The sequence below is a fragment of the Microbacterium nanhaiense genome (genome assembly GCF_014646015.1).
GTDB classification, from domain to species: domain Bacteria; phylum Actinomycetota; class Actinomycetes; order Actinomycetales; family Microbacteriaceae; genus Microbacterium; species Microbacterium nanhaiense.
Window position 1 is genome coordinate 20,192 of the sequence record NZ_BMMQ01000013.1, and the last position, 21,767, is coordinate 41,958.

Here is a 21,767-nt window from a genome sequence, read left to right on the forward strand (position 1 = left end):
GACACGCGCAAGGTGTCGTCAGGATTCGGCGTGGCGCGGGACCGCATCCCCTCGGTTCCGCACCGCGACGGCGGGGCGTTCGTGTGCGGGCGACGACAGAATCGAAGCGGCGCCGAGAGGCGCGGCGGACAACAGCGCCGTCGACCAATCTCCCAAACCAAGCAGAAGCGCGACTGTCGTGCCGGCAATCGCCAGCACGACGGCCAGCACGACGCGTGCCGCAACGGGGATCCTCGACGTCGTCGGATGGCCGGCGATCGCGTCGGCGCGCCTGGCGAGTGGGCGGTCAGCGCGCGTCACGGCGGCTGCGAACGGGATCACGAGCGCGAAGACCGCCGCGAGCCACGGGATGCGCGTCGCCCACCAGGCCGCGGAGTGCGGCTCCGGCAGCGGAAGGCCCAACAGCCACATCACGGCGAGCATCAGCATGATGAGGGGCATGTGCCAGAGGTAGGCGCTCATCGCTCCCCCGCCTACCTTCGTCGTTACGCGAGACACGCTCGGCCGGGCGGTGACGCGGTCGAGCCACGGAAGGGCCGCCTGCAGTGCGAAGAACTGAGCCGCGCCGAGAAGCACCAGCGCAACGGACGGCGGGTTGAGGTTCTCGATCATGTCCGGCGACCACCCCAGGGCGACGCAGAGGATGAGCAGCCCGAGGGCCACCGCCGTGCCTGCGAGCAGCGCTCGCCGCGACCACGCGCTCGTCCGCCTGTCGAGCATCGTGAAACCGAGCTGTTGCATCAGCAACCACACGAACACGAGGTTGACGTAGCCCATCGCCAGGTCCGCATAGCGACTCGCGAGGTCGACGACGAGGGCGCCGAGGGCGAGACCGGCAAGCACGACGGTGGGCCGGCGCTCATGAAGCCACGACATGGCCGGCACGAGCGCGGTCGCTCCGATGTAGACGGCGAGGAACCACAGGGGTTGCCCGATGCGCAGGCTCGCCTCCGCGACAAGGCCGGAGTCCGCACCGAGCACCCGCGCAATCGCCAACGCGGATCCGACGGCGGCCACCATGAGCGTGGCCGGGACCGCGAGACGACGCACGCGCCCCGCGACGTAGTCGCCGACCGTTGCGCCGCGACTGCGAAGGCGCCGCCACTGGAGGAGGGAGACGTACCCGCCGGCGATGAAGAACAGCGGCATGACCTGCACCACCCATGTCGCGGGCGCGAACCAGGTCTCGCCCGCGAGCGCCACCTTCGTCTGCAGTCCGCCGCCGGTGCCGATCCAGGCGCCCACCATGAGCGCGTGCAGCACGATGACGGTCAGCAACGACAGGGCTCGGACGGCGTCGATGGTCGTCGACCGCTCCGGAACGGTCGGGGGCGGAACGGTGGCTATGCGGATGGTCGTCATCTCGGCTCCTCACGATGGGTACGCTGAGCGACCCTAGAGACGAGATTCCGCCCGTGCCATCACGCACAAGGGTGATATCGATGGCTACCCGAGAGCGACGATGTCACGACCCGACGTCGACGAGCCCCGATTCGTACGCGGCGATGACGACCTGCGCGCGGTCACGCAGCCCGAGCTTGCCGAGGACCCGCGAGACGTGCGTCTTCACCGTCTGCTCCGAGAGGAACAACGTCGCGGCGATCTCCGCGTTCGAGTTACCGGTCGCGATGAGACGCATGACCTCGAGTTCACGCTCGGTCAGTTCAGACAAGATGGCCGAGCGATCCCTCCGGGCCGGCCGCGAGGTGTACTCCGCGATGAGACGCCCAGTGACGGCGGGCGCCAGGAGAGAGTCACCGGCGGCGATAATCCGCACCGCACGTACGAGTTCTTCCGCCGTCGCGTCTTTGAGGAGGAACCCGCTCGCTCCGGCCCTCAGCGCCGAGAAGACGTACTCGTCCGCATCGAAGGTGGTGAGGATCACCACGCGGGGATGCTCGAGGCCGGGCATCGCGAGGATCTCGCGCGTCGCGTCGAGCCCATTGAGCTTCGGCATGCGGATGTCCATCAGGACGACGTCCGGGCGCGCCCCCTTCACGAGCCGCACGGCCTCGCTACCGTCCGCGGCGCTACCGACGACGTCGATGTCCGGCTGTGCGTTGAGCAGCGCGGTAAACCCTTCGCGCACCATCGCCTGATCGTCGATGACCGCGACTCTGATCTGCGGTCCGTCTGCTCCGGGATGCGTCATATGTCGATGGTATGTGCGCCCCCTGCAGGGCACCGCCGATCGGGCGGGCGGACACCGAATATCACACCGTGGTACGAGGGCAGATGGCCCTTTCGAGTGATGCGCCCCGCCTCCTCGCGTCCTTACGGTGATCGCATGCACGTTTTCGCCGTCCTCCTCGCCGCCGTGAGCGCGATCGGACTCGCCGCCGGCACCCACCTCCAGCATCGGGCCGTGAGCTCTGCGACGCCGTCGACGGCGGGTGGGCCGCGCGCCGCGGTGCTCCTCGCGCTCCGACGACCGTCGTGGCTCCTGGGAACCGGTATCATCGTGGCCGCCACGGCGTTGAGCATCGTCGCGCTCGGTCTCGCTCCCGTCGCGCTGGTGCAGCCGGTCGGGGCACTCTCGCTGGTCGGGGCGGCGCTCATCAGCGCCCGCGTGCTGAGAGTGCGACTCAACCGCAGCCTCGTGATCGGGATCGGCGTCGCGGTCCTTTCCGTCGCGGCGTTCGTCGCGTTGTCGTCGGGCTTCGTGCGCGACACGAGGCCGGCGGTGGCCGACCTGTTCGCCCTCGCGTGGCTGATGCTCGCTCTGATCGTCGTCGCGATCACCATCGCTCGGACCTCGCGGGGGCACCTCGCCCGCGTGATCACCGCCGGCGTGCTATTCGGCACCGTCGCGGCCGCCATGCACATCATCGCCAGTGAGACCTTCGCCTGCCTGGCCCGCGAAAGCTGCCGTTTCGTTGCTCCTCTGGGCGAGCTGCTCCCCCTCGGTGTGCTCGGCGGGCTGGTCGTCGTCGGATCCGGCTGCGGCGCGTGGCTTGTTCAGACCGCTTACGCGAGCGGTCCGCCCGAGACCGTGCTCGCCGCACTCACCGTCATCGACCCGATCGTGGCGGTACTCGTCGGTGCCGTCATCCTGGGAGAGTATGTGATCATGCCGATTCCCGTGATCCTCGCCGTCGCCCTCACCGGGATCATCGCGTGCGTCGGCATCGCGATGATCGTGCGCCACCATCCCGGACACCTCCGCCCGTCAGAGGCCCTCGACACGCACGCTCCCGTCGTTGACGACGCGGTACACGACGAGGACCCGGTCCTCGAATGCCGGAGCCTGTGAACTCATGATTGCTGAGCCGTCGGAACGGGGGCGCCGGCGCATATACTCCGTGGCCGGGCTGCTGCGCGACGCGCGCCTCGTCCTGCCTGGCGCCGCGATCTCGCTCGCCGCGTTCGCGCTGCTCGTGCCGCTGTTCTCGCTCTCGATAGCCACGCTCATCGTCTGGATCGGAGCCTTCCTCCTCCCGCTGGCGCTCCTGCTCGCCGGCGCGTTCGCCCGCCTCTCTCGCGCCCGCGTGCGCCAGTGGGGCGCGGAGCTTCCGGAGGTCTCCTATCGCCCCCGTGCACCGGGGATAGCGGGGCGCATCGCACGAATCGGCGAACCGCGCCGTTGGCTGGATCTCGCATATGAGGGCCTGATCGCGCTACCGTTGCGCCTCGTCAGCTTCGTCATCGCGATCGTGTGGATCGTCGTGCCGATCGCGGGCCTCACCTACGGACTCTGGGGCGGTTTCCTCCCGGCCGAGGAGCACACCACGATCGGCCAGATACTGACGGCCGTGATGGGCGGCCGCGTCGACGAGAACTGGGCGCATTCCTTCGGGCTCGACGCCGCTTTCAATGCCCTGGTCGGCCTCCTGTTCGCGGTGACGCTGCCCCTCGTCATGCGCGGCCTGGCCCGGAGCGAGGCCGCGGTCACTAGGGCGGCGCTCGGCGGCGCCCGAACCGTGCCGCAGGATGCGCGCGCGGGCGGCGACGGGAAGGATCGTCTCCCGGCGTCGACCGGCGACGGCTGGACGTGGATCCTCGTCAGTCTTGCTGCCGTCGCGATGCTGGCCGTCAGTTGGCCCGTGTTCGCCGTGCTGCACGGCGCCTCCCCCTGGGCGGCCATGCTCGTCTCGCTGCTCCAGGCCGCGGCGCTCCTGCTCGCCGTCCGCGTGCCGGCCGCCGGCATCGCTCTGCAGACCGCCGGCTTCGTCGCTACCGTGCCGCTCACCGCCACGTCGTCCCCGTGGCCGTGGCCCGTCACGATGCTCATCGCCCATTGCCTGCTCGTCCTCGTGATCGCGCTCCGCCGCTCCTGGCCGTGGGCGATCGGCGCGTGGCTCGCACCACAGCTGGGTGTGTTCGCCGCCGCATCGTTCCAGGGGCTGACGCCCGGGTGGAGCGCCGCAGCCGCGAGCCTCGTCGTTTCGGCGAGCGTCACGCTGGGAATCGCCGTCGTCGGCGCCGCCTTCCGGGCGATCGTCGCGAGCCGCGGCGCGCTGCGGATCGAGCGACAGGCGAACGCTCACCTCAGCGCGCAACGGCGCGAGATCGACGAGCGCACGCGCATTGCGCAGGAGCTCCACGACGTGGTCGCCCACGGCCTGTCGGTCATCAGCGTCCAGGCCACGACGGCGGTCTACCGCCATCCGGGCCTCGATCAGGCGCTGCAGGAGGAGTTCAGCTCGATCGCGCAGTCGTCTCGGCAGGCGCTCTCGGAGATGCGCGGGCTCCTCGCGCTCCTCAGGTCCTCCGACGGCGAGGTCGCCGCGCCCCTCGCGCCGCAGCCGACCTTGGACGACGTCGGCCGTCTCGTCGAAACGACCCGTCAGTCGGGAGCGCGGATCGATCTTCGGGTCTCCGGCACGGACGAGCCCGCTGCTCCCGTGCCGCCGCTCGCGGGCCTGGCCGCCTACCGCATCGTGCAGGAGGCGCTGAGCAACGCCGTGCGCCACGCCCCCGGATCCGTCATTGCGGTCGAGATCGGCGTGGAGCGCACCCGCCTCGTCGTCGATGTGCGAAACGGCCCACAGGATCCGAGCCGTGCGCACACCCCTGCCCCCGGAGCGGGGCTCGGGTTGGCGGGTGCGGCGGAACGCGCGCAGGCCCTCGGCGGCGTTCTCCGCGCGGGCCCGCTGGGCGACGGTTTTCTCGTCAACGCGGTGATTCCCCTCGTCTGAGGAGGCATCCCGGGCCTGCCGATCAACCCTAGGTGCTACCGCGAAAGATACCTGAGACGGACGCGCGGTCACCTCGCCGGTGCGTACGGTGCGGATATGGACTTCTTCATCGACCTGCTGCCGGCGCTCGTCACGTCGCCGTGGCTCCTGGTGGTCGTGCTCGCGGTGTGCACCATCGACGGCTTCTTCCCGCCCGTACCCAGCGAGACCACGCTCGTCGCCGTGCTGACGGCGTCGATCACAGTGGGGGTCTCTCCCCTGTGGATCGCGGCGATCACGGCGGTCGCGGCCGTGGGCGCCATCGCCGGAGACAGCATCGCCTATGCGCTCGGTCGTCGCCTGAGGTCGGGTCGCCTGGCGCGCTCTCGGCGACCGCGCCTGCGGAAGATCGCGGGCTGGGTCACCGACCGCGTCCACTCTTCGCCGGCCGTGATCATCCTCGTCGGCCGCTATATCCCCGGTGGGCGCGTCGTCGTCAACATGGTCGCCGGATCGACCGGGCTCCGGTACCGCCGATTCCTCGTCTTCTCGGTGATCGCGGGAGTGTCGTGGGCCGCGATGACGACCGCAATCGCGTCGGCGTCCGCCGCCTGGCTGGGGCACCCGCTCTGGTCGGCGCTCCTCGGTATCGGCATCATGCTCGTGCTCGGTCTCGTGATCGACCATGTCGCTCGACGCCGCGAGCCAGCGTCATCGGGCGCCACCGCCCAGGCGGCCGTCGCGCGGCGGGGCGAGCACGCGGCGCGACCTAAGCTCGCGCCGAAGACCGCCCCCGCGCGACGTGTGTAAGCGAATGGGCCACCCGATACGCCGGGTTCTGTCTGAGAGACGAATCTCTCCGGACGGCCATCTCTCTCGGCGACGCGTTGCCGCGCCGCTCTAGCAACCTACCCGAGGACTCGGCGGGCCGCGTCATCATCCTCTGTTGGTCTTGCTCCGGACGAGGTTTACCCAGCGGGCCGTGTCACCACGGCCCCTGGTGGTCTCTTACACCACCGTTTCACCCTTACCCGTCCGAGGACGGGCGGTCTACTCTCTGTTGCACTTTCTCGCGGATTGCTCCGGGTGGGTGTTACCCACCGTCCTGCCCTATGGAGCCCGGACGTTCCTCGGCGCGCTCTCGCGCGACGCGACCGTCTGGATGACCCATTCGCTGGTCTAGTCTACGGGCCTCAGAGACCCGACTCGTACGTGCGCACCATGATGCACCCGCATTCGGGGCAGTTCACGACGTCGTCCTCGGCTGCACGCCGCAGCGCGTCGACGTCCGTCGGCGCGAGCGTCATGTGGCATCCGCCGCAGGTGCCGTGTTGGAACAGGCCCGCGCCGACGCCGCGCGACGCAAGACGCTCGTAGTCCTTGAGAAGCGGATCCGGGATCCGCCCGGCGACCGCCTCGCGGTCGCGGGTCAACTGGGTGAATTCGACCGACGCCGCCTCGACGGCGGCCTTGCCCTCTGCGCTCAGGCGCTGCCCCTCGGTCGTGATGCCGGCGAGGACTTCCTGCTGCTCGGAGACGCGCCGTTCGGCCTCCTGAAGCTCCTCCATCAGCTCGAGCTCGCGCGTTTCGAGGGCGTCGATGCGCGCCGCGAGCGCCTCGATCTCGTTCTCGAGCGCGCGGGCATCCCGCGCCACGGCGGTCTTCGAGAGACGCTCTTCGTCGCGCATCTGACGACCGCGGGTCACGCTGATGTCCGCCTCGACTCGGCGAAGCTCCGCACTGATGTCGTCGCGCGCATTGGTGCGCTCGACGAGGGCGCGACCCTCCTCGTTGCGCGACGAGATCAATTCCTTCACGCGCGCCGCGTGCGGGGGATTCTTCCGCTGCGCATCGACTCGCTCCAGAGCGACGTCAATCGACGCAAGATCGAGCAGAATTCGCTGGTCAGCCGCAGATGCCTTCACGTGGGTCCTGCCGGGATCGAACCGACGACAACCTGGGTGTAAACCAGGTGCTCTACCAGCTGAGCTAAGGACCCGTCCGATTGATTCTACGTGCTTTCGATCCCCCGCTTGCACTCGGCACCCGTGAAGAGTGGATAGTCTGGTGTCATACGTGTGCGATGACCCCGACCACAGCTCGCTTTCTCGCACAGCTCGATCCCCAAGCCGGGCATGATCTGCCCGCACGACGAAAGGTCACCTGGTGGCAGTTCACGATCAGGATCCGTACTCGCAGGGCACCGTCGACAGCGACCCCGAGGAGACCGCCGAATGGCAGGAGTCCCTCGACCAGCTGGTCGACGCGAAGGGTGCCCAGCGCGGACGCGAGGTCATGCTGAGCCTCCTGCAGCGCTCGAAGGAGCGCCGCCTGGGCGTTCCGATGGTTCCCACGACGGATTACGTCAACACGATCTCCGCGGAGGACGAAGCCGCCTTCCCCGGTGACGAGGACCTCGAGCGCCGCTACCGCCGATGGATCCGCTGGAACGCGGCCATGACGGTGCACCGCGCCCAGCGCCCCGGCATCGGCGTCGGCGGACACATCTCGACGTACGCGTCGGCCGCCGCCCTCTACGAGGTCGGTCACAACCACTTCTTCCGCGGTCAGGACGACCCGGTCGGGGGAGACCAGATCTTCTACCAGGGCCACGCCTCCCCCGGCATGTACGCCCGCGCCTTCCTCGAGGGTCGCCTCTCGGAGCAGCAGCTCGACGGCTTCCGCCAGGAGAAGTCCGCGGCGCCGCACGGCCTGCCGTCGTACCCGCACCCGCGCCAGATGCAGGACTTCTGGCAGTTCCCCACCGTCTCGATGGGTCTCGGTCCGATCAACGCGATCTACCAGGCCATGACGAACAAGTACCTCGAGGCACGCGGCATCAAGCCCGTCGCCGACTCGCACGTCTGGGCATTCCTGGGCGACGGCGAGATGGACGAGGTCGAATCGCGCGGTCAGCTGCAGGTCGCGGCGAACGAAGGCCTTGACAACCTCACATTCGTGATCAACTGCAACCTTCAGCGCCTCGACGGTCCGGTTCGCGGTAACGGCAAGATCATCCAGGAGCTCGAGAGCTACTTCCGCGGTGCCGGCTGGAACGTCATCAAGGTCGTCTGGGGCCGCGGATGGGACGAGCTGCTCGCCCGCGACACCGAGGGCGCCCTGCTGAACATCATGAACTCGACGCCGGACGGCGACTACCAGACGTTCAAGACGGAAGACGGCGCCTTCGTGCGCGAGCACTTCTTCGGTCGCGACCCCCGCGCGCTCAAGCTCGTCGAGAACTACACGGACGATGAGATCTGGGCCCTCCAGCGCGGCGGCCACGACTACCGCAAGGTCTACGCGGCGTACAAGGCCGCGATGGAGCACAAGGGTCAGCCGACGGTCATCCTCGCGAAGACCATCAAGGGCTACGGCCTCGGTCCGCACTTCGAGGGCCGCAACGCGACCCACCAGATGAAGAAGATGACGCTGGAAGACCTGAAGCTCTTCCGCGACACGATGCAGATTCCCGTCACCGACAAGCAGCTCGAGGACGACCCCTACCGCCCGCCGTACTTCCACCCGGGAGAGAACGACGAGACGATCGAGTACATGCTCGAGCGTCGCCGCGCGCTCGGTGGATTCCTGCCGGAGCGCCGCGTCACGAACGTGCCGCTGGAGCTGCCGAAGGACAAGGACTACTCGCTGCCCAAGAAGGGCTCGGGCAACCAGGAAGTCGCCACGACGATGGCCTTCGTGCGCATGCTGAAGGATCTCATGCGGGTGAAGGGCTTCGGCAACCGCATCGTCCCGATCATCCCGGACGAGGCCCGTACCTTCGGTATGGACTCGTACTTCCCGTCGGCGAAGATCTACAACCGCAACGGCCAGAACTACCTCTCGGTCGACCGCGACCTGCTGCTCGCCTACAAGGAGAGCCCGCAGGGCCAGATCATGCACGTCGGCATCAACGAGGCAGGCGCGACCGCGGCGTTCACCGCGACGGGTACCTCGTACTCGACGCACGGCGAGACCCTGATCCCCGTCTACATCTTCTACTCGATGTTCGGTTTCCAGCGCACGGGTGACGCGTTCTGGGCCGCCGGTGACCAGCTGGCGCGCGGCTTCGTGATCGGCGCGACCGCTGGTCGCACCACGCTGACGGGCGAGGGCACGCAGCACATGGACGGTCACTCGCCGCTGCTCGCGTCGACCAACGACGCGGTCATCAGCTACGACCCCGCGTACGGCTACGAGGTCGCGCACATCGTGCAGTCGGGTATCGAGCGCATGTACGGCGGTACGCACGAGAACCCGAACGTCATGTACTACCTCACGGTGTACAACGAGCCGTTCAAGCAGCCGGCGGAGCCGGAGAACGTGGACGTCGACGGCATCGTTCGCGGTATCCACCGCGTGTCCGAGGGATCCGGCGACGGGCACCGCGTGCAGCTACTCGCCTCGGGCGTCGGCGTGCCGTGGGCGTACGAGGCCCAGGAGCTACTGGCGAACGACTGGGGTGTCGTCGCCGACATCTGGTCGGTCACCAGCTGGAACGAGCTGCGCCGCGACGGCCTCGCCGCCGACGAGCACAACTTCCTCAACCCCGCCGACGAGCCCAAGACGGCGTACGTCACGCAGAAGCTGCAGCACGCCGAGGGTCAGCCCTTCGTCGCGACGAGCGACTTCATGCACGCTGTGCAGGACCAGATCCGTCCGTGGGTTCCGGGCCCGTACGCCACGCTCGGCGCTGACGGATTTGGCTTCAGCGACACGCGCGCGGCCGCCCGTCGCTACTTCAAGATCGACGGCGCCTCGATGGCGGTCAAGGCGCTGCAGATGCTCGCCGACCAGGGCAAGGTCGACCGCGCGGTCGTGGCGCAGGCGATCGAGAAGTACCGCCTGCACGACGTCAACGCGGGCACCTCGGGCAACGAGGGCGGCGACGCCTGACCTGAACGGGTACGGCATGGGCGGGGATCGGAGCGCTTTCGGTCCCCGCCCATCGTCGATGACGAGGAAGCTGATGACAGAAACGACTCGCGTAGTAGGCATGGACAAGCAGGCGACCCTCGCGTGGCTTCGCCGCATTTCGGGCGACATCTCGACGGCGACCCTGCGCCGCTTGGAGGAGAGCCTGCCGTGGTATTCGGAGATGCCTCCGGGCCGACGATCGGCCGTCGGGCTCGTCGCGCAGGCCGGCATCACCTCCTTCATCGAGTGGTACGAGGATCCCACCTCGACGCCCACGATCGCCGCCGACATCTTCGCGGCGGCTCCTCGCGAGCTGCTGCGCAGCGTGAGCCTGCAGCAGACGCTTCAGCTCGTGCGCGTGACGGTCGACGTCACGGAGGAGAAGGTCGCCGGGCGCGGTGATCACCTGCGCGAGGCGATCCTCCTCTATTCGCGCGAAGTCGCGTTCACCGCCGCCGACGTGTACGCGCGCGCCGCCGAGTCCCGCGGGCTCTGGGACGCCCGCCTCGAGGCTCTCGTCGTCGACACGATCCTCACGGGCGAGACCGACGACGAGCTGCCGAGCCGCATCGCCGCGCTTGGATGGCACGGCCACGGCGAGGTCGCGGTGCTCGTCGGCACCACGCCGTCGACCTTCGATGTCGACCAGGTGCGGCGCAAGGCTCGCAAGCTCGGCGTCGACGTGCTCATCGGCGTGCAGGGTTCGCGCCTCGTGCTGGTCGTGGGGCGGGCCGAGGAGCCACCATCCGATCACCCGGAGACGCTGCCCGGTCACCCCTTCGTCGACATCGCGCGCGAGCTCGAGCCGTTCTTCGGATCCGGCCACCTCGTGCTCGGGCCGACCGTACCGGCGCTCGTCGACGCGAGCCGCAGCGCGCGCGCGGCGCTCGCGGGTTTCGCGGTCGCTGCCTCCTGGCGCGGAGCGCCCCGCCCCGTCGAGGCAGACGACCTCCTGCCCGAGCGAGCCCTCGCCGGCGACGGCATCGCGAAGCAGACCCTCGTCGACCGGATCTTCCGCCCCCTCGAGGGGCACTCGACGGACCTCGTCACCACGCTGTGGAGTTACCTCGACAACGGCCGCTCCCTGGAGGCGACGGCGCGCGAGCTCTTCGTGCACCCCAACACCGTGCGCTATCGGCTCAAGCGCGTCAGCGACGTGATCGGGTGGGACGCCACCGGCCCGCGCGAGGCCCTCATCCTTCAGACCGCGCTCATCCTCGGATCCATCAGCTCGTCGGAGCACGCGCGCCGCAGGCAGTCCGCGCGGCGCGTGCGATCGTAGTACCCATACAACGAAATTCGACATTCTTGTAGGGATGTCGCCAGGCTGGGCGCGCATGCGCCGGGAAGAATGTATCGAGTGATTGTTGCCGCTTTCCCCGGACAGGGTTCTCAGACCCCCGGTTTCCTGATCCCGTGGCTCGAGGCGCCGGGTGCGCGCGAGCGTCTCGAGCGCTATGCGGAGGCCGCCGGCGTCGATCTCGTCGCCGCGGGCACCGAGTGGGACGCCGACCAGATTCGCGACACCTCCGTCGCGCAGCCGCTCATCGTCGCCGCGAGCATCCTCTCGTGGCAGCAGCTGAGCGACTCTGAGCGCGCAGCCTTCGGCGGCGTCGCAGGCCACTCGGTCGGCGAGATCGCCGCCCTCGTCGCCGCAAACGTCATCAGCGACATCGACGGCATGCGCCTCGTCGGTGCGCGCGGACGCGCGATGGCCGAGGCGGCCGCACTCGCGGAGACGGGGATGAGCGCGGTTGTGGGCGGCAAGGAGCCCGATGTGCTCGAGGCGATCTCGGCGGCCGGCGTTGCGCCCGCCAACTTCAACGGCGGCGGTCAGATCGTCGCGGCCGGCTCGATCGACGGCCTCGCAGCGCTCGGCGAGAACGCACCGCGCGGCGCCCGTGTGATCCCGCTTCAGGTCGCGGGGGCATTTCACACCGCGTACATGTCGTCGGCGAGCGACGCCCTCCAGGCCGCCGTCGACGAGATCTCGCTCGTGAAGGATCCCGCCCTCCCCCTGTGGACCAACAGCGACGGCTCGCTCGTGTCGAGCGGTGCCCGCGCCCTGGAGCTCATCGTGCACCAGGTTCAGAACCCCGTCCGATGGGATCTGTGCATGGCGGCGTTCGCCGATGGCGGTATCACCGGCCTCGTTGAGTTCGCCCCCGCCGGCGCCCTCACCGGACTCGCAAAGCGCGGCCTCCGCGGAACGCCGGCCGTCGCACTCAAGACACCCGACGACCTGGTCGCAGCGCGCGACCTTCTCGCCGAGACCGCTCACTGATCTCTCGGCTGCAGGAGAACCACAATGACTGCCGTACTGAACCAAGCTCCGCTGACCTCGTATTCGCGGATCCTCGCGATGGGTGCCGCGCGCGGCGAGAACGCCGTGCCGAACGACGACCTCATCGGCCCCATCAACTCGAGCGACGAGTGGATCCGCCAGCGCACCGGGATCGCGACGCGCACGCGCGCGAACAGCGAGACGAGCGCGATCGACCTCGCGACGGCCGCGGCGAAGGAAGCCATCGCCAAGGCCGGCATCGACCCGGCTGAGATCGGCGTCGTCATCGTCGCGACGATCTCCAATCCGAAGCAGACGCCGTCCGTCTCGGCGATCGTGGCCGACGCGATCGGCGCGACGCCGGCGGCGGCGTACGACATGAACGCCGCCTGCGCCGGGTACTGCTACGGCATCGCTCAGGCCGACGCACTGATCCGCACGGGCGCCGCGAAGTACGCCGTCGTGATCGGCGCCGAGAAGCTCAGCGACATCGTCGACCCGACCGACCGCTCGATCTCGTTCCTCCTGGGCGACGGCGCGGGCGCGGCCGTTCTCGGCCCGAGCGACACGCCTGGAGTGTCGCTCTCACAGTGGGGCTCGGACGGATCGAAGGCGCACCTGGTGGGCATGAACCACACGCTCACCGAGTTCCGGGACGGCGCCTCGGAGTGGCCGACCCTTCGCCAGGAGGGCCCGAGCGTGTTCCGCTGGGCGGTCTGGGACATGGTCAAGGTCGCGAAGAAGGCGCTGGAGGACGCGGGCGTGCAGCCGGAGGACCTCGCCGCATTCGTGCCTCATCAGGCCAATGGGCGCATCATCGACGAGTTCGCGAAGCAGCTGGGCCTGCCCGACACCGTCAAGATCGCGCGCGACATCGAGACGACCGGCAACACCTCGGCCGCGTCGATCCCGCTGGCGACGCACCGCCTCCTCGAGGAGAACCCGGAGCTGTCGGGCGGCCTTTCGCTGCAGATCGGATTCGGCGCGGGCCTCGTCTACGCCGCGCAGGTCGTCGTCCTGCCGTAAGTAGCAGAACTTCCGCCATAGACTTAATGGCGGTTTCCTGACCACCAAGCCACTACCAAGGAGATAATCCCATGGCACTCAACACCGAAGAGGTCCTCGAAGGCCTGGCTGAGCTCATCACCGACGAGACCGGAATCGACGCCGGCGAGGTCGCGCTCGAGAAGTCGTTCACGGACGACCTCGACATCGACTCGATCTCGATGATGACGATCGTCGTCAACGCCGAGGAGAAGTTCGGCGTCACCATTCCCGACGACGAGGTCAAGAACCTCAAGACGGTGGGTGACGCAGTCACCTTCATCACGTCGAACTCCTAAGTGATGTCGGGCGCCGCGGCCACCCGCGGCGCCCGTTTCACACCCCACCACCTGGAGCAAGGAAACCACGAATGACCAAGCGCATCGTCGTCACTGGCATCGGCGCATCGTCTGCGCTCGGCGGCACCGCCGAAGAGAACTGGAAGAACCTCCTCGCGGGGGTCTCCGGAACGCACACGCTGACTCACGACTGGGTTGAGCAGTATCAGCTCCCCGTCACCTTTGCCGCAGAAGCATCGGTCCGACCGACCGACGTTCTCCCCCGCCACGAGGCGAAGCGCCTCGACCCCTCGACTCAGTTCGCCCTCATCGTCGCGCGCGAGGCGTGGGAGGACGCGGGTAGCCCCGACGTCGCCCCCGAGCGCCTCGGCATCGACTGGGCAACGGGGATCGGCGGCGTGTGGACCCTGCTGGACGCCTGGGACACGCTTCGTGAGAAGGGCCCGCGTCGGGTCATGCCCCTCACCGTTCCGATGCTGATGCCCAACGCCGGTGCCGGAAACCTCTCGCTTCGTTTCGGCGCGAAGGCGTTCGCGCGAACCGTCGTGAGCGCATGCGCCTCGAGTTCCGAATCAATCGGCAACGCCTACGAGCACCTCCAGGCCGGGCTCGCCGACGTCGTCATCGCGGGCGGCGCCGAGTCGGCGATCCACCCGATCACGATGGCGTCCTTCGCCTCGGCACAGGCGCTGTCCAAGCGCAACGACTCCCCCGAGACCGCATCGCGGCCCGGCGCCATCGACCGCGATGGTTTCGTCATGGGTGAGGGCGGCGCAGCCGTCGTGCTGGAGACCGAAGAACACGCGAAGGCCCGCGGAGCGAAGATCTACGCATACCTCGTGGGTGCGGGTGTCACGGCCGACTCCTACCACATCACGGGCAACGACCCCGAGGGCCGCGGCGCGGCTCGCGCCGTCGAGCTCGCCCTCGAGCAGGCCGGGGCGAGCGCCGATGAGGTCACGCACATCAACGCGCACGCCACCTCGACGCCCGTCGGCGACCCCAACGAGTACAACGCCCTGAAGAACGTCTTCGGCGACCGGCTCGATGAGATTCCCGTCTCGGCGACGAAGGCGTCGACCGGGCATCTCCTCGGCGGCACCGGCGCGCTGGAAGCGGTCTACACGATCCTGGCGCTGCGCGACCGCATCGCTCCGCCCACGATCAACATGACCGAGCCGGATCCGGAGGTGCCGTTCCGCCTTTCGGGCGAGGCGCAGCCGCTCGGCGACGCGCCCCAGCTCGCCATCAGCAACTCGTTCGGCTTCGGGGGGCACAACGCCGTGGTGGCGTTCCGCTCGTACGACGGGTGACGTCGTCGCGGACGCAACGTGGGCCCCGGAGTTCTCTCCGGGGCCCACGTTCGTTCATGTGAGCGGCGCTTACCCCACGCCGCTCGACAGCCAGACGACGGGCGCATCATCGCCCGCGGCGCGAAAGACCTCCAGCTCGTCGTCCCAGGCCGTCCCGAGGGCGAGGTCGAGCTCGCGCCGCATCTCGCGCGGATCCATGAGGTCCATCGCGGCGCGGATCCGTTCCTCGGGCACCGTGATGCTGCCGGCGGCATCCATCTGAGAGTGGTGGATCCCCAACTCAGGAGTGTGCATCCAGCGACCGCCGAGCGACGCCGTCGTGGGCTCCTCGGTCACCTCGAAGCGCAACTGATCCCAGCCTCGGATCGCCGAGGCGATGACGGCGCCGGTTCCTGCGAAGCCGTCCCAGGGGAACGCCGCGCGTCTCGTGCCCGCAAGCGCCGGCTGCTCGCTCCACGCGAAATGCACCGGGCGGCCGATCGAACGGCCGACCGCCCACTCGAGGTGCGGGCACAGCGCTTTTGGCGCTGAGTGAATGAAGACCACTCCGCGCGCACGAGGTGTCGCCATGATCTCTCCGTTTCGTCAGGTGCGGCTTCCCCTCCGAGCCTGACCGGCGCATCATGTGCGATCTGTTCAGCTGTAGATCTGATTCTGCCTCACCTGTCGTCGTATGACAACACGACAGAAACAAGAGGGCCCTCACCCCGAAGGGCGAGGGCCAGTGGCTCCCCGAGTTGGACTCGAACCAACAACCTGCCGGTTAACAGCCGGCTGCTCTGCCATTGAGCTATCGAGGATCATCTCGTTTTGTCGCCCCTTGCGCGGCAACTCGTTAAGCCTAACATCGCCCCACAGGCGAGGGCCAATTCGAGCGCGCCCCCGGGCGCGTCGTCCTCAGGAAGCCCCGTACCCAGCGGCTCTTCCTCGAACAGCGCGCCGGGGATCGTTGCAAAGGGTTTATTTGCGTGAGTAGCGTTGTCCTCATGTGGAGACGCACTACTCTGTGGGGCAGCGAACGGATCGCTGACTTCACCCACGGGCGGACTGCGGCGCTACATCAGATGGCGATCAGCCTAGTGTCGCTGTTCTCTGTAATGGTCTCGTTCGCCCTCGGGTCGATCGAGAACACCAGCATGTTGATGGCGGGCCTCCTGCCCATCCTGATACTCATGGCCCTGGTTGTCGCGCTACCGTGGTTTCGGATCCCACGGCTCTGGGGCGCGCTTATCCCGCTCATCGATGTGATCGCGATCGGGATGATGCGCGAGTCGAATCCCAGCGTCGGATTTTCCCTGCTCTGGGTCTTTCCAGCGATCTGGCTAGCCACGTCCTTCGGCCTCTTCGGTCTCCTGTTGGCGAACCTCTTCATCACCGGCATCTACTGGTTCGCTCTGGGTACCGATTCGCAGAACGGAATCAGTCCGACGGCGGTACTCATACCCATGATCATTGGCGCTGTCACCGTCACGTCATACGTCGGGGCTCGCCGATCCGCTTTTCAACGGTTGCTTCTCGATCTCCAGGCGAGGCAGCTTATCTCCACCGCCGCCCAAGCCCATCAACAGGAGAACACGCTGAAGGAAGTGCTCGATTCGGTCGACTTTGGCGTCGTACGAATCTCCTCCGGCGGGAAAGAGACAGTGCACAACGACGCACACACGCACATGCAGGGCTTGCTCGGCTCCGGAGAACGCCATCCCGCTCTCTACGCCGCTGACGGGATCACCGAGCTCACTGCCGAGCAGACTCCGCTCGCACGAGCTCGGCGGGGCGAGACGTTCGAACGAGACCTGGTTTGGTATGGGCGACCGGGCGAAGGGCGGCGCGCACTGAGCGTGATCTCCCGCGCGTTGCCCCCGTCGGCAACCGGTCCGGCAGGAGGCATTCTCGTCTCACTGGACGTGACCGACGAGGTGACGGCGTTGCGGGCAAGAGAGGATCTCGTAGCGTCGGTATCGCACGAACTGCGTACTCCTCTGACGTCTATCCTGGGGTATCTCGAGCTGGCGCTTGAGTCTGACGATCTTTCGGAGGGCGTCCGCCGCAAGATCGAGATCGCCGAGCGCAATGCGACCCGATTGCTGACGATCGTCTCAGACATCCTCACCGCATCGGCCCAAGGCAACGGCGGCGTTCAGGTGTCGATCAGAGCTGAGGGAGCACGCCTCGACACGGTCGTTCGGGCAGCCGTGGAAGGCTTTCGGACTGCCGCTGCCGCGCGGCAAATGACGATCGACAGCACAGCGGTTGAAGAAGTGACGGCGTTCATCGATCCGGTGCGGATTCGCCAGGTCGCCGACAACCTGCTCGGCAACGCCGTGAAATACGGCAAGGACGGTGGAACGATCGATGTCGGCGTGACGTGCGATGATGACCACGCATGGCTGGTTGTCAGAGATGACGGCCCAGGCATCTCTGAAGAGGAGTTACCAAGGCTGTTCGACAGATTCTTCCGCGCAGATTCGGTGCGTCGGACATCCGTCCACGGGAGCGGATTGGGCCTGTCCATCACTCGCGAGATAGTCCGGGGCCACGGGGGCAACATCACCGTGCAGTCTCCACCGGGCTCTGGCGCCACCTTCGTGGTCCGGCTGCCACTTCACCAGAAGGAAACGATCGACCATGATGGTGCTTGACACTTCCACCGTGTCCACGATGACCTCGCTGGTCGTCGTCACAGCGGGCATAGTGTTCGTCTTCGAGACGCTGCTGCGAGAGGATCACAGCGTCAGCCGAATCTGGTCACTGGGCTTCATCACCGGCATCATCTCCTCTGTCTCCTACACCATCTGGGCGATGGACACGTCGGCTTGGTGGGCGGTTGCTATCGGTAACGCTTCCTTCGTCGCCAGCGCCGGATTCATGTGGCTCGGGTGCCGCCGCTTCAACGACAAGCCGTTGCGTATCAGTGGAGGGGTCGTCGCCTTCTTGATCGTGACCACACTCGTCGCGACGCTCGTGGCCGGAGAAGACGGCGGGCCCTGGGCAGGAGCGCCAGTGATGTATGCGGGGCTGACGATCTTGCCAGGGGCGGCTGCTTTCGAGACCGTCACCGGCGCACTCGTGCGCATTCGCATCAGCGTCGCACTGACTGTCGTCTTTGTCGCTGAGGCCGCCTTCTATGGCACCCGCGCCGCAGTGCTCCTGGTCGTCGGCGAAGACAGCACGGCGTTTCTCACGTGGTGGGGGACGCTCCCCGCGAGCGTTCTAACCATCGTATTGACCGTAGTAGCGGTAGTCGTCACGTCGATGCTGCGAGCGGAGCGAACAGGTCTGCGAGGACGCCGTGCCGTAACGGCGCCCCGCATGCTGGACAACGCGCTGGACACGCCGTCGTTTCTCAGGCTCCTCGACAGATCCTTGCAACGGATGCGAGAGCAGACGACGAATGACGACCGGATGGCAGTGATCTCCGTCAGACTCGAGATGCTAAACGCGATAGCGATAGCCTTCGGAGGGCGTGAGGCGAGCAAACTGCGCACGTCGGTTCGAAGTGCCGCTCGATTAGCCGCGCCGGTGCAGGCATGGGTGGGGATCGACGGAGAAGACGCTCTTCTGATAGCTACGACCGTGCGCACATCCGACCAAGCCAACGCGCTGGCCTCTCGGATCGGCACGTCGATCTCCACGTCGTTGCAAGAGACGGGCGTGACTCTCGCGCCGGAGGTCAGGCTGGGTGTCGCGATCAGCGATGGTGATACTGATGCGATGGGGCTGGCCAGCAGCGCCCGCCAGGCGCGCCCTGAGATCGGTGCGTCCGACGGCGCGGGATCGCACTCTCCTGACGGCCCACCGATGTTCCGGCCGTGAGACGCAGTCGAATCAGGCTGACGGGAGGCACAGGCGCACGAGGCTGGCTCTTCAGAGGGTGAGCCGGTAGCCCGCACCGCGCACCGTCTCGATCCAGCGAGGCTGTGCCGAGGAATCGCCGATCTTTCGACGGAGGTTTGCGATGTGCACCTCGATGGCTCGTTCGTCGTGCACGTTGACGAAGTCGCTCGGCATGCCTCGATCATCGCGCACGATCAGAGCAAGCTCAGTCTTGCTCACCACTCGATGGTCCGCTCGGATTATCTCGGCAAGGATGTCGAACTCGCTACGGGTGAGCTCGACGGTGACGCCCTCGACGGTCGCCAGACGCATGCCGGGATGCACACGCACCCCCTGGTGCTCCAGCCATCCCTCGTTTTCGTCCTCCGCGGGCTGAACGGCTGATGTGTCGACGACCATACGCGGGCGACGCATCATGGCCTCGATCCTGGCACGCAGTTCTCGTGGGCGAAATGGTTTGGTGACGTAGTCGTCCGCGCCGGACTGCAGTCCCTGAAGAGTGTCGATCTCCTCGGTTCGCGAGGTCAACATCAGGAGATAGGTCGAGCTGAATGCACGGATGCGCTTCGCTGTTTCGAAGCCGTCCATTCCGGGCATGCTCACGTCGAGTGTGGTGACGAGCGGATTGAGACGCCGCACCAGCTCAACGCCTTCAAGACCGGCAGCGGCGGTGTGCGCGTCGAAACCGGCGTTCTCGAGGATATCTGCCACGAGCGATCGGATATCAGGGTCGTCCTCGATGACGACCCCGATGCGAGGTTCTTCCACGCCGTGACCTCCGCTAGCCTCGTGTCCAGCGAGCGTGGACTCCGTGATGATACCGCAGAAGATCCTAGTGAACGCTTCACCGGGCACGACTGCTCCCGCGACCGAGCCGGGAGGCAGGGTTCATCATGGACACAGCGTGGAGATCCCTGTCCGGTTCTCGACGACCTGGAAGAAGATCGTGGGGTATTGCCAGTCCGAGCCGTGTGCGTGAACGCGCGGGAGCGCATCGCAAGTCCAGGTCTCGTCAACTCGGAACTGTGCGCCTAGCCTCACACCGGAGGTCTCCCACGGCCACGGCTCGGCGTCAGGGTCGTCTTGCTCCGCGAGGCTGACGTCGAAGGATACTGACCGCGCTCCGTCCGGAGCATCGAACGTAATGTAGTAGTTGCGCTCCCGCGAGCCCGGCGTTCCCCAGGTTTCGACGCTGACCTCGGCCACAGAGCACTCTGCGAGCGGTGCACCGTCGTAGCCATATGCCGTACAGGTGTCGGCTTCGGACGCTTGCCCCCAGATGCCAGCGCTCACAGGTGCGGATACCGTTACCCTATCCGACCATGCCGCAAGGGTCGGGCTGGACACGCCGACAACAGCACAGAGCGCTCCGGCACACATCAGCGCGATCGTGGCAACGAACCCGCGGCGTCCCATCAGGCCACCGCCGTCCGCGGCGAGGTCTCTTCTTTCGGGATGAGGAGGGCGAGCCCGAGCAGACCGAGCAGGCCTGCCAGGAGAGGCACCGCCACGGCCGGAGCCGTCATTCGCATAAGTACGAGACCCCAGCCGGGCACCTGCACCGCAGGTGCCCAGACCTCACCGTCGACAGCGTAATCGACTGCATCGGTGAACTCGTTGTTATCACCTTTCATGGTGATCGTGTAACCCGAGTCACCGTCCGGCTCGATTCTCTCGATGCGGTGAGTGACAAGTTCGCCCGCCACCGGGTTCGGCAGGCTGACGACGTCTCCGACCCTGAGGTCATGTGCCTGTACGCGAGTATCCACGAGCAGATCGCCCGTCATGATCTCCGGCTCCATGGAGCCGGAGATCACCACCAGCGGCTGTATGAAGCCTGCGGCGGTCGCACCCCAGATCAGCGCGCAGAGTCCTCCTACCCCGGCGAGCGCCCAAAGTACAGCGAGCGAGATGCGGCGGAGGCTCTGCATGGTCGGTGTTCTTTCGTCTTTTCGAGCGGGACTCAGGCCGTGGCAGTGCCGGCAATCGTAATGATTACCGTGCCCTCGGCTCCCTGATTAGCGGCAGACCAGTCCGAAGGCGTGGTGACGGTGAGCTCGAAGTGATCACTGGATGCCGAGCCGCCGACGGAGGTGAGCGAGGACACGAGGTCATTGACCGCAACGGAGGGAGCGTCCACGAACGTAGCGGTCGACGTGAACGACACCTCGGAGGTGAGCGCGGCGTTTACCGAACCTTCGTTTCTTACCCAAAGATCCACCGTGCGTGTCTCGCCCGGTAGAAGATCTGCGAGTGCGCTCGCAGGCACGACGAGCTCGACGCTGCCTGGATCATCAGACTCGCTCCACGTCGTTCCGTCGAGGGATCCCTGAAGGTTGAAGGTCGCGGCACCGGCAGGAGCGGAGAAGAACGCGTTATCCGTCCAGGCGGCGCTGGTGATGGCGGCTCCGATCCCGCCGACAGCGAGCGCGGCCAGCGCGAAAGCGAGGATCGGGCGGCGGTTTCCGTGCCGATGCTCACGGGTGCTACGGAGGGTGTCCTGCGTCGTGTTCTCTGTCATGCTTCGACAGTAAGGAACCGCCCTCAGGCGATCCGAAAGGACGGCTCAGGGAGACCTTAGCTTCTCCCGAAGAGTGCCGACACGTGAGGTCAGGCCCCGTCGCGCCCGCTGGGCGAAGGGCCTCTGAAACTCCATGAGGCGGTGGATGCGTTTGACGTTCCTCTGGTCTGCGACTAATTACACATTCGGGCGTGAGGAATGGATCGGTGACAACTGATCGTTAGCGTCGGGAGGCGCTGACGGGGAGGATGTCATCATGCCCGGTCCCTATCCCAGAGAGTTCCGCGAGGATGTCGTCGCGGTCGCTCGCAGCCGTGAGAGCGGCGTCACCATCAAACAGATCGCCACCGACTTCGGTATCAGCGAAGCGACCCTGCAGAACTGGCTCCGCCAAGCCGACGTCGAAGACGGGAACCGTCCCGGTCAGACCGCCGCGGA

The 21,767-nt window shown here is 67.2% G+C and carries 20 protein-coding genes, 2 tRNA genes and 1 other RNA gene; 12 read left to right on the plus strand and 11 right to left on the minus strand.

The window, feature by feature from the left end; genetic code table 11:
* Positions 1–18: 18 nt before the first annotated feature.
* Positions 19–1,362 carry an acyltransferase family protein gene (locus IEX05_RS14635; protein ID WP_188703147.1) on the minus strand — a complete coding sequence of 448 codons (1,344 nt, stop codon included), beginning with the start codon at positions 1,360–1,362 and terminating at the stop codon, positions 19–21.
* Positions 1,363–1,465: 103 nt separating this feature from the next.
* Positions 1,466–2,152: a response regulator gene (locus IEX05_RS14640; RefSeq protein ID WP_188703149.1), complete on the minus strand. Its 687-nt coding sequence runs from the start codon at positions 2,150–2,152 to the stop codon at positions 1,466–1,468.
* A gap of 135 nt (positions 2,153–2,287) precedes the next feature.
* On the opposite strand from IEX05_RS14640, the gene IEX05_RS14645 reads away from it, so the two are divergent.
* From IEX05_RS14645 to IEX05_RS14655, 3 genes are all read left to right on the plus strand, one after another.
* A complete protein-coding gene (locus tag IEX05_RS14645) occupies positions 2,288–3,253 on the plus strand; it encodes a DMT family transporter (RefSeq protein WP_188703151.1) in 966 nt (321 codons plus the stop codon).
* Between the two features lie 4 nt (positions 3,254–3,257).
* Entirely contained in the window at positions 3,258–5,138 is a 1,881-nt protein-coding gene (locus IEX05_RS14650; protein ID WP_188703153.1) for a sensor histidine kinase, read from the plus strand.
* A 96-nt stretch (positions 5,139–5,234) separates the two neighbouring features.
* Complete coding sequence (locus IEX05_RS14655) at positions 5,235–5,927, plus strand: DedA family protein (RefSeq protein ID WP_188703155.1); 693 nt, start codon at positions 5,235–5,237, stop codon at positions 5,925–5,927.
* Between the two features lies 1 nt (position 5,928).
* Here IEX05_RS14655 and rnpB read toward each other — a convergent pair.
* The 3 genes from rnpB to IEX05_RS14670 all read right to left on the minus strand — a co-directional run bounded on the left by rnpB (position 5,929) and on the right by IEX05_RS14670 (position 7,116).
* Positions 5,929–6,287, minus strand: an RNA gene (rnpB, locus tag IEX05_RS14660) — RNase P RNA component class A.
* A gap of 23 nt (positions 6,288–6,310) precedes the next feature.
* A complete protein-coding gene (locus IEX05_RS14665; RefSeq protein WP_188703157.1) occupies positions 6,311–7,042 on the minus strand; it encodes a zinc ribbon domain-containing protein in 732 nt (243 codons plus the stop codon).
* A gap of 1 nt (position 7,043) precedes the next feature.
* Positions 7,044–7,116 (minus strand) — tRNA-Val (locus IEX05_RS14670).
* A 167-nt stretch (positions 7,117–7,283) separates the two neighbouring features.
* Between IEX05_RS14670 and aceE the strand changes: the two genes are divergently transcribed.
* The 6 genes from aceE to IEX05_RS14700 all read left to right on the plus strand — a co-directional run bounded on the left by aceE (position 7,284) and on the right by IEX05_RS14700 (position 14,974).
* A complete protein-coding gene (gene aceE, locus IEX05_RS14675; RefSeq protein WP_188703159.1) occupies positions 7,284–10,013 on the plus strand; it encodes a pyruvate dehydrogenase (acetyl-transferring), homodimeric type in 2,730 nt (909 codons plus the stop codon).
* A 73-nt stretch (positions 10,014–10,086) separates the two neighbouring features.
* Positions 10,087–11,316, plus strand: coding sequence for a PucR family transcriptional regulator (locus IEX05_RS14680; protein ID WP_229661362.1), 1,230 nt, complete (start codon positions 10,087–10,089; stop codon positions 11,314–11,316).
* A 78-nt stretch (positions 11,317–11,394) separates the two neighbouring features.
* Positions 11,395–12,318, plus strand: a complete 924-nt coding sequence (locus IEX05_RS14685; protein WP_308423424.1) for an ACP S-malonyltransferase — start codon at positions 11,395–11,397, stop codon at positions 12,316–12,318.
* Between the two features lie 24 nt (positions 12,319–12,342).
* Positions 12,343–13,344: a beta-ketoacyl-ACP synthase III gene (locus IEX05_RS14690; RefSeq protein WP_188703162.1), complete on the plus strand. Its 1,002-nt coding sequence runs from the start codon at positions 12,343–12,345 to the stop codon at positions 13,342–13,344.
* Positions 13,345–13,415: 71 nt separating this feature from the next.
* Positions 13,416–13,661, plus strand: coding sequence for an acyl carrier protein (locus IEX05_RS14695; RefSeq protein ID WP_114116764.1), 246 nt, complete (start codon positions 13,416–13,418; stop codon positions 13,659–13,661).
* A 71-nt stretch (positions 13,662–13,732) separates the two neighbouring features.
* The gene (locus IEX05_RS14700) at positions 13,733–14,974 is read left to right on the plus strand and encodes a beta-ketoacyl-[acyl-carrier-protein] synthase family protein (RefSeq protein WP_188703163.1); all 1,242 of its coding nucleotides are present in this window, start codon (positions 13,733–13,735) and stop codon (positions 14,972–14,974) included.
* A gap of 69 nt (positions 14,975–15,043) precedes the next feature.
* Here IEX05_RS14700 and IEX05_RS14705 read toward each other — a convergent pair whose 3' ends face one another.
* Both IEX05_RS14705 and IEX05_RS14710 read right to left on the minus strand, forming a co-directional pair.
* Entirely contained in the window at positions 15,044–15,544 is a 501-nt protein-coding gene (locus IEX05_RS14705; protein ID WP_188703164.1) for a DUF3145 domain-containing protein, read from the minus strand.
* Positions 15,545–15,699: 155 nt separating this feature from the next.
* Positions 15,700–15,774: transfer RNA gene (locus tag IEX05_RS14710), tRNA-Asn, on the minus strand.
* 186 nt (positions 15,775–15,960) lie between these two features.
* Here IEX05_RS14710 and IEX05_RS14715 point away from each other — a divergent pair.
* Positions 15,961–17,613: a sensor histidine kinase gene (locus IEX05_RS14715; protein ID WP_188703165.1), complete on the plus strand. Its 1,653-nt coding sequence runs from the start codon at positions 15,961–15,963 to the stop codon at positions 17,611–17,613.
* Positions 17,600–18,787, plus strand: coding sequence for a hypothetical protein (locus IEX05_RS14720; RefSeq protein WP_188703166.1), 1,188 nt, complete (start codon positions 17,600–17,602; stop codon positions 18,785–18,787). Before IEX05_RS14715 ends, IEX05_RS14720 begins: the two co-directional genes overlap by 14 nt.
* A 51-nt stretch (positions 18,788–18,838) precedes the next feature.
* Here IEX05_RS14720 and IEX05_RS14725 read toward each other — a convergent pair whose 3' ends face one another.
* From IEX05_RS14725 to IEX05_RS14740, 4 genes are all read right to left on the minus strand, one after another.
* Positions 18,839–19,576, minus strand: a complete 738-nt coding sequence (locus tag IEX05_RS14725) for a response regulator transcription factor (protein ID WP_188703167.1) — start codon at positions 19,574–19,576, stop codon at positions 18,839–18,841.
* A gap of 123 nt (positions 19,577–19,699) precedes the next feature.
* Complete coding sequence (locus IEX05_RS14730; protein WP_188703168.1) at positions 19,700–20,224, minus strand: SipW-dependent-type signal peptide-containing protein; 525 nt, start codon at positions 20,222–20,224, stop codon at positions 19,700–19,702.
* The gene (locus tag IEX05_RS14735; protein WP_188703169.1) at positions 20,224–20,739 is read right to left on the minus strand and encodes a signal peptidase I; all 516 of its coding nucleotides are present in this window, start codon (positions 20,737–20,739) and stop codon (positions 20,224–20,226) included. Before IEX05_RS14735 ends, IEX05_RS14730 begins: the two co-directional genes overlap by 1 nt.
* Positions 20,740–20,771: 32 nt before the next feature.
* Complete coding sequence (locus tag IEX05_RS14740) at positions 20,772–21,329, minus strand: hypothetical protein (RefSeq protein ID WP_188703171.1); 558 nt, start codon at positions 21,327–21,329, stop codon at positions 20,772–20,774.
* 256 nt (positions 21,330–21,585) lie between these two features.
* On the opposite strand from IEX05_RS14740, the gene IEX05_RS14745 reads away from it, so the two are divergent.
* A partial coding sequence (locus IEX05_RS14745) for a transposase (protein ID WP_188703173.1) occupies positions 21,586–21,767 on the plus strand: 182 nt, incomplete at its 3' end.

What these genes read in the sequence shown, in the direction of transcription:
- IEX05_RS14640 (WP_188703149.1), bottom strand. Translation starts at nt 2,152, where the DNA reads ATGACGCATCCCGGAGCAGACGGACCGCAGATCAGAGTCGCGGTCATC.
- IEX05_RS14735 (WP_188703169.1), bottom strand. Translation starts at nt 20,739, where the DNA reads ATGCAGAGCCTCCGCCGCATCTCGCTCGCTGTACTTTGGGCGCTCGCC.
- IEX05_RS14690 (WP_188703162.1), top strand. Translation starts at nt 12,343, where the DNA reads ATGACTGCCGTACTGAACCAAGCTCCGCTGACCTCGTATTCGCGGATC.
- IEX05_RS14720 (WP_188703166.1), top strand. Translation starts at nt 17,600, where the DNA reads ATGATGGTGCTTGACACTTCCACCGTGTCCACGATGACCTCGCTGGTC.
- IEX05_RS14730 (WP_188703168.1), bottom strand. Translation starts at nt 20,224, where the DNA reads ATGGGACGCCGCGGGTTCGTTGCCACGATCGCGCTGATGTGTGCCGGA.
- IEX05_RS14655 (WP_188703155.1), top strand. Translation starts at nt 5,235, where the DNA reads ATGGACTTCTTCATCGACCTGCTGCCGGCGCTCGTCACGTCGCCGTGG.
- IEX05_RS14650 (WP_188703153.1), top strand. Translation starts at nt 3,258, where the DNA reads ATGATTGCTGAGCCGTCGGAACGGGGGCGCCGGCGCATATACTCCGTG.
- IEX05_RS14740 (WP_188703171.1), bottom strand. Translation starts at nt 21,329, where the DNA reads ATGACAGAGAACACGACGCAGGACACCCTCCGTAGCACCCGTGAGCAT.
- IEX05_RS14705 (WP_188703164.1), bottom strand. Translation starts at nt 15,544, where the DNA reads ATGGCGACACCTCGTGCGCGCGGAGTGGTCTTCATTCACTCAGCGCCA.
- IEX05_RS14635 (WP_188703147.1), bottom strand. Translation starts at nt 1,362, where the DNA reads ATGACGACCATCCGCATAGCCACCGTTCCGCCCCCGACCGTTCCGGAG.
- IEX05_RS14695 (WP_114116764.1), top strand. Translation starts at nt 13,416, where the DNA reads ATGGCACTCAACACCGAAGAGGTCCTCGAAGGCCTGGCTGAGCTCATC.
- IEX05_RS14700 (WP_188703163.1), top strand. Translation starts at nt 13,733, where the DNA reads ATGACCAAGCGCATCGTCGTCACTGGCATCGGCGCATCGTCTGCGCTC.
- IEX05_RS14680 (WP_229661362.1), top strand. Translation starts at nt 10,087, where the DNA reads ATGACAGAAACGACTCGCGTAGTAGGCATGGACAAGCAGGCGACCCTC.
- IEX05_RS14715 (WP_188703165.1), top strand. Translation starts at nt 15,961, where the DNA reads ATGTGGAGACGCACTACTCTGTGGGGCAGCGAACGGATCGCTGACTTC.
- IEX05_RS14645 (WP_188703151.1), top strand. Translation starts at nt 2,288, where the DNA reads ATGCACGTTTTCGCCGTCCTCCTCGCCGCCGTGAGCGCGATCGGACTC.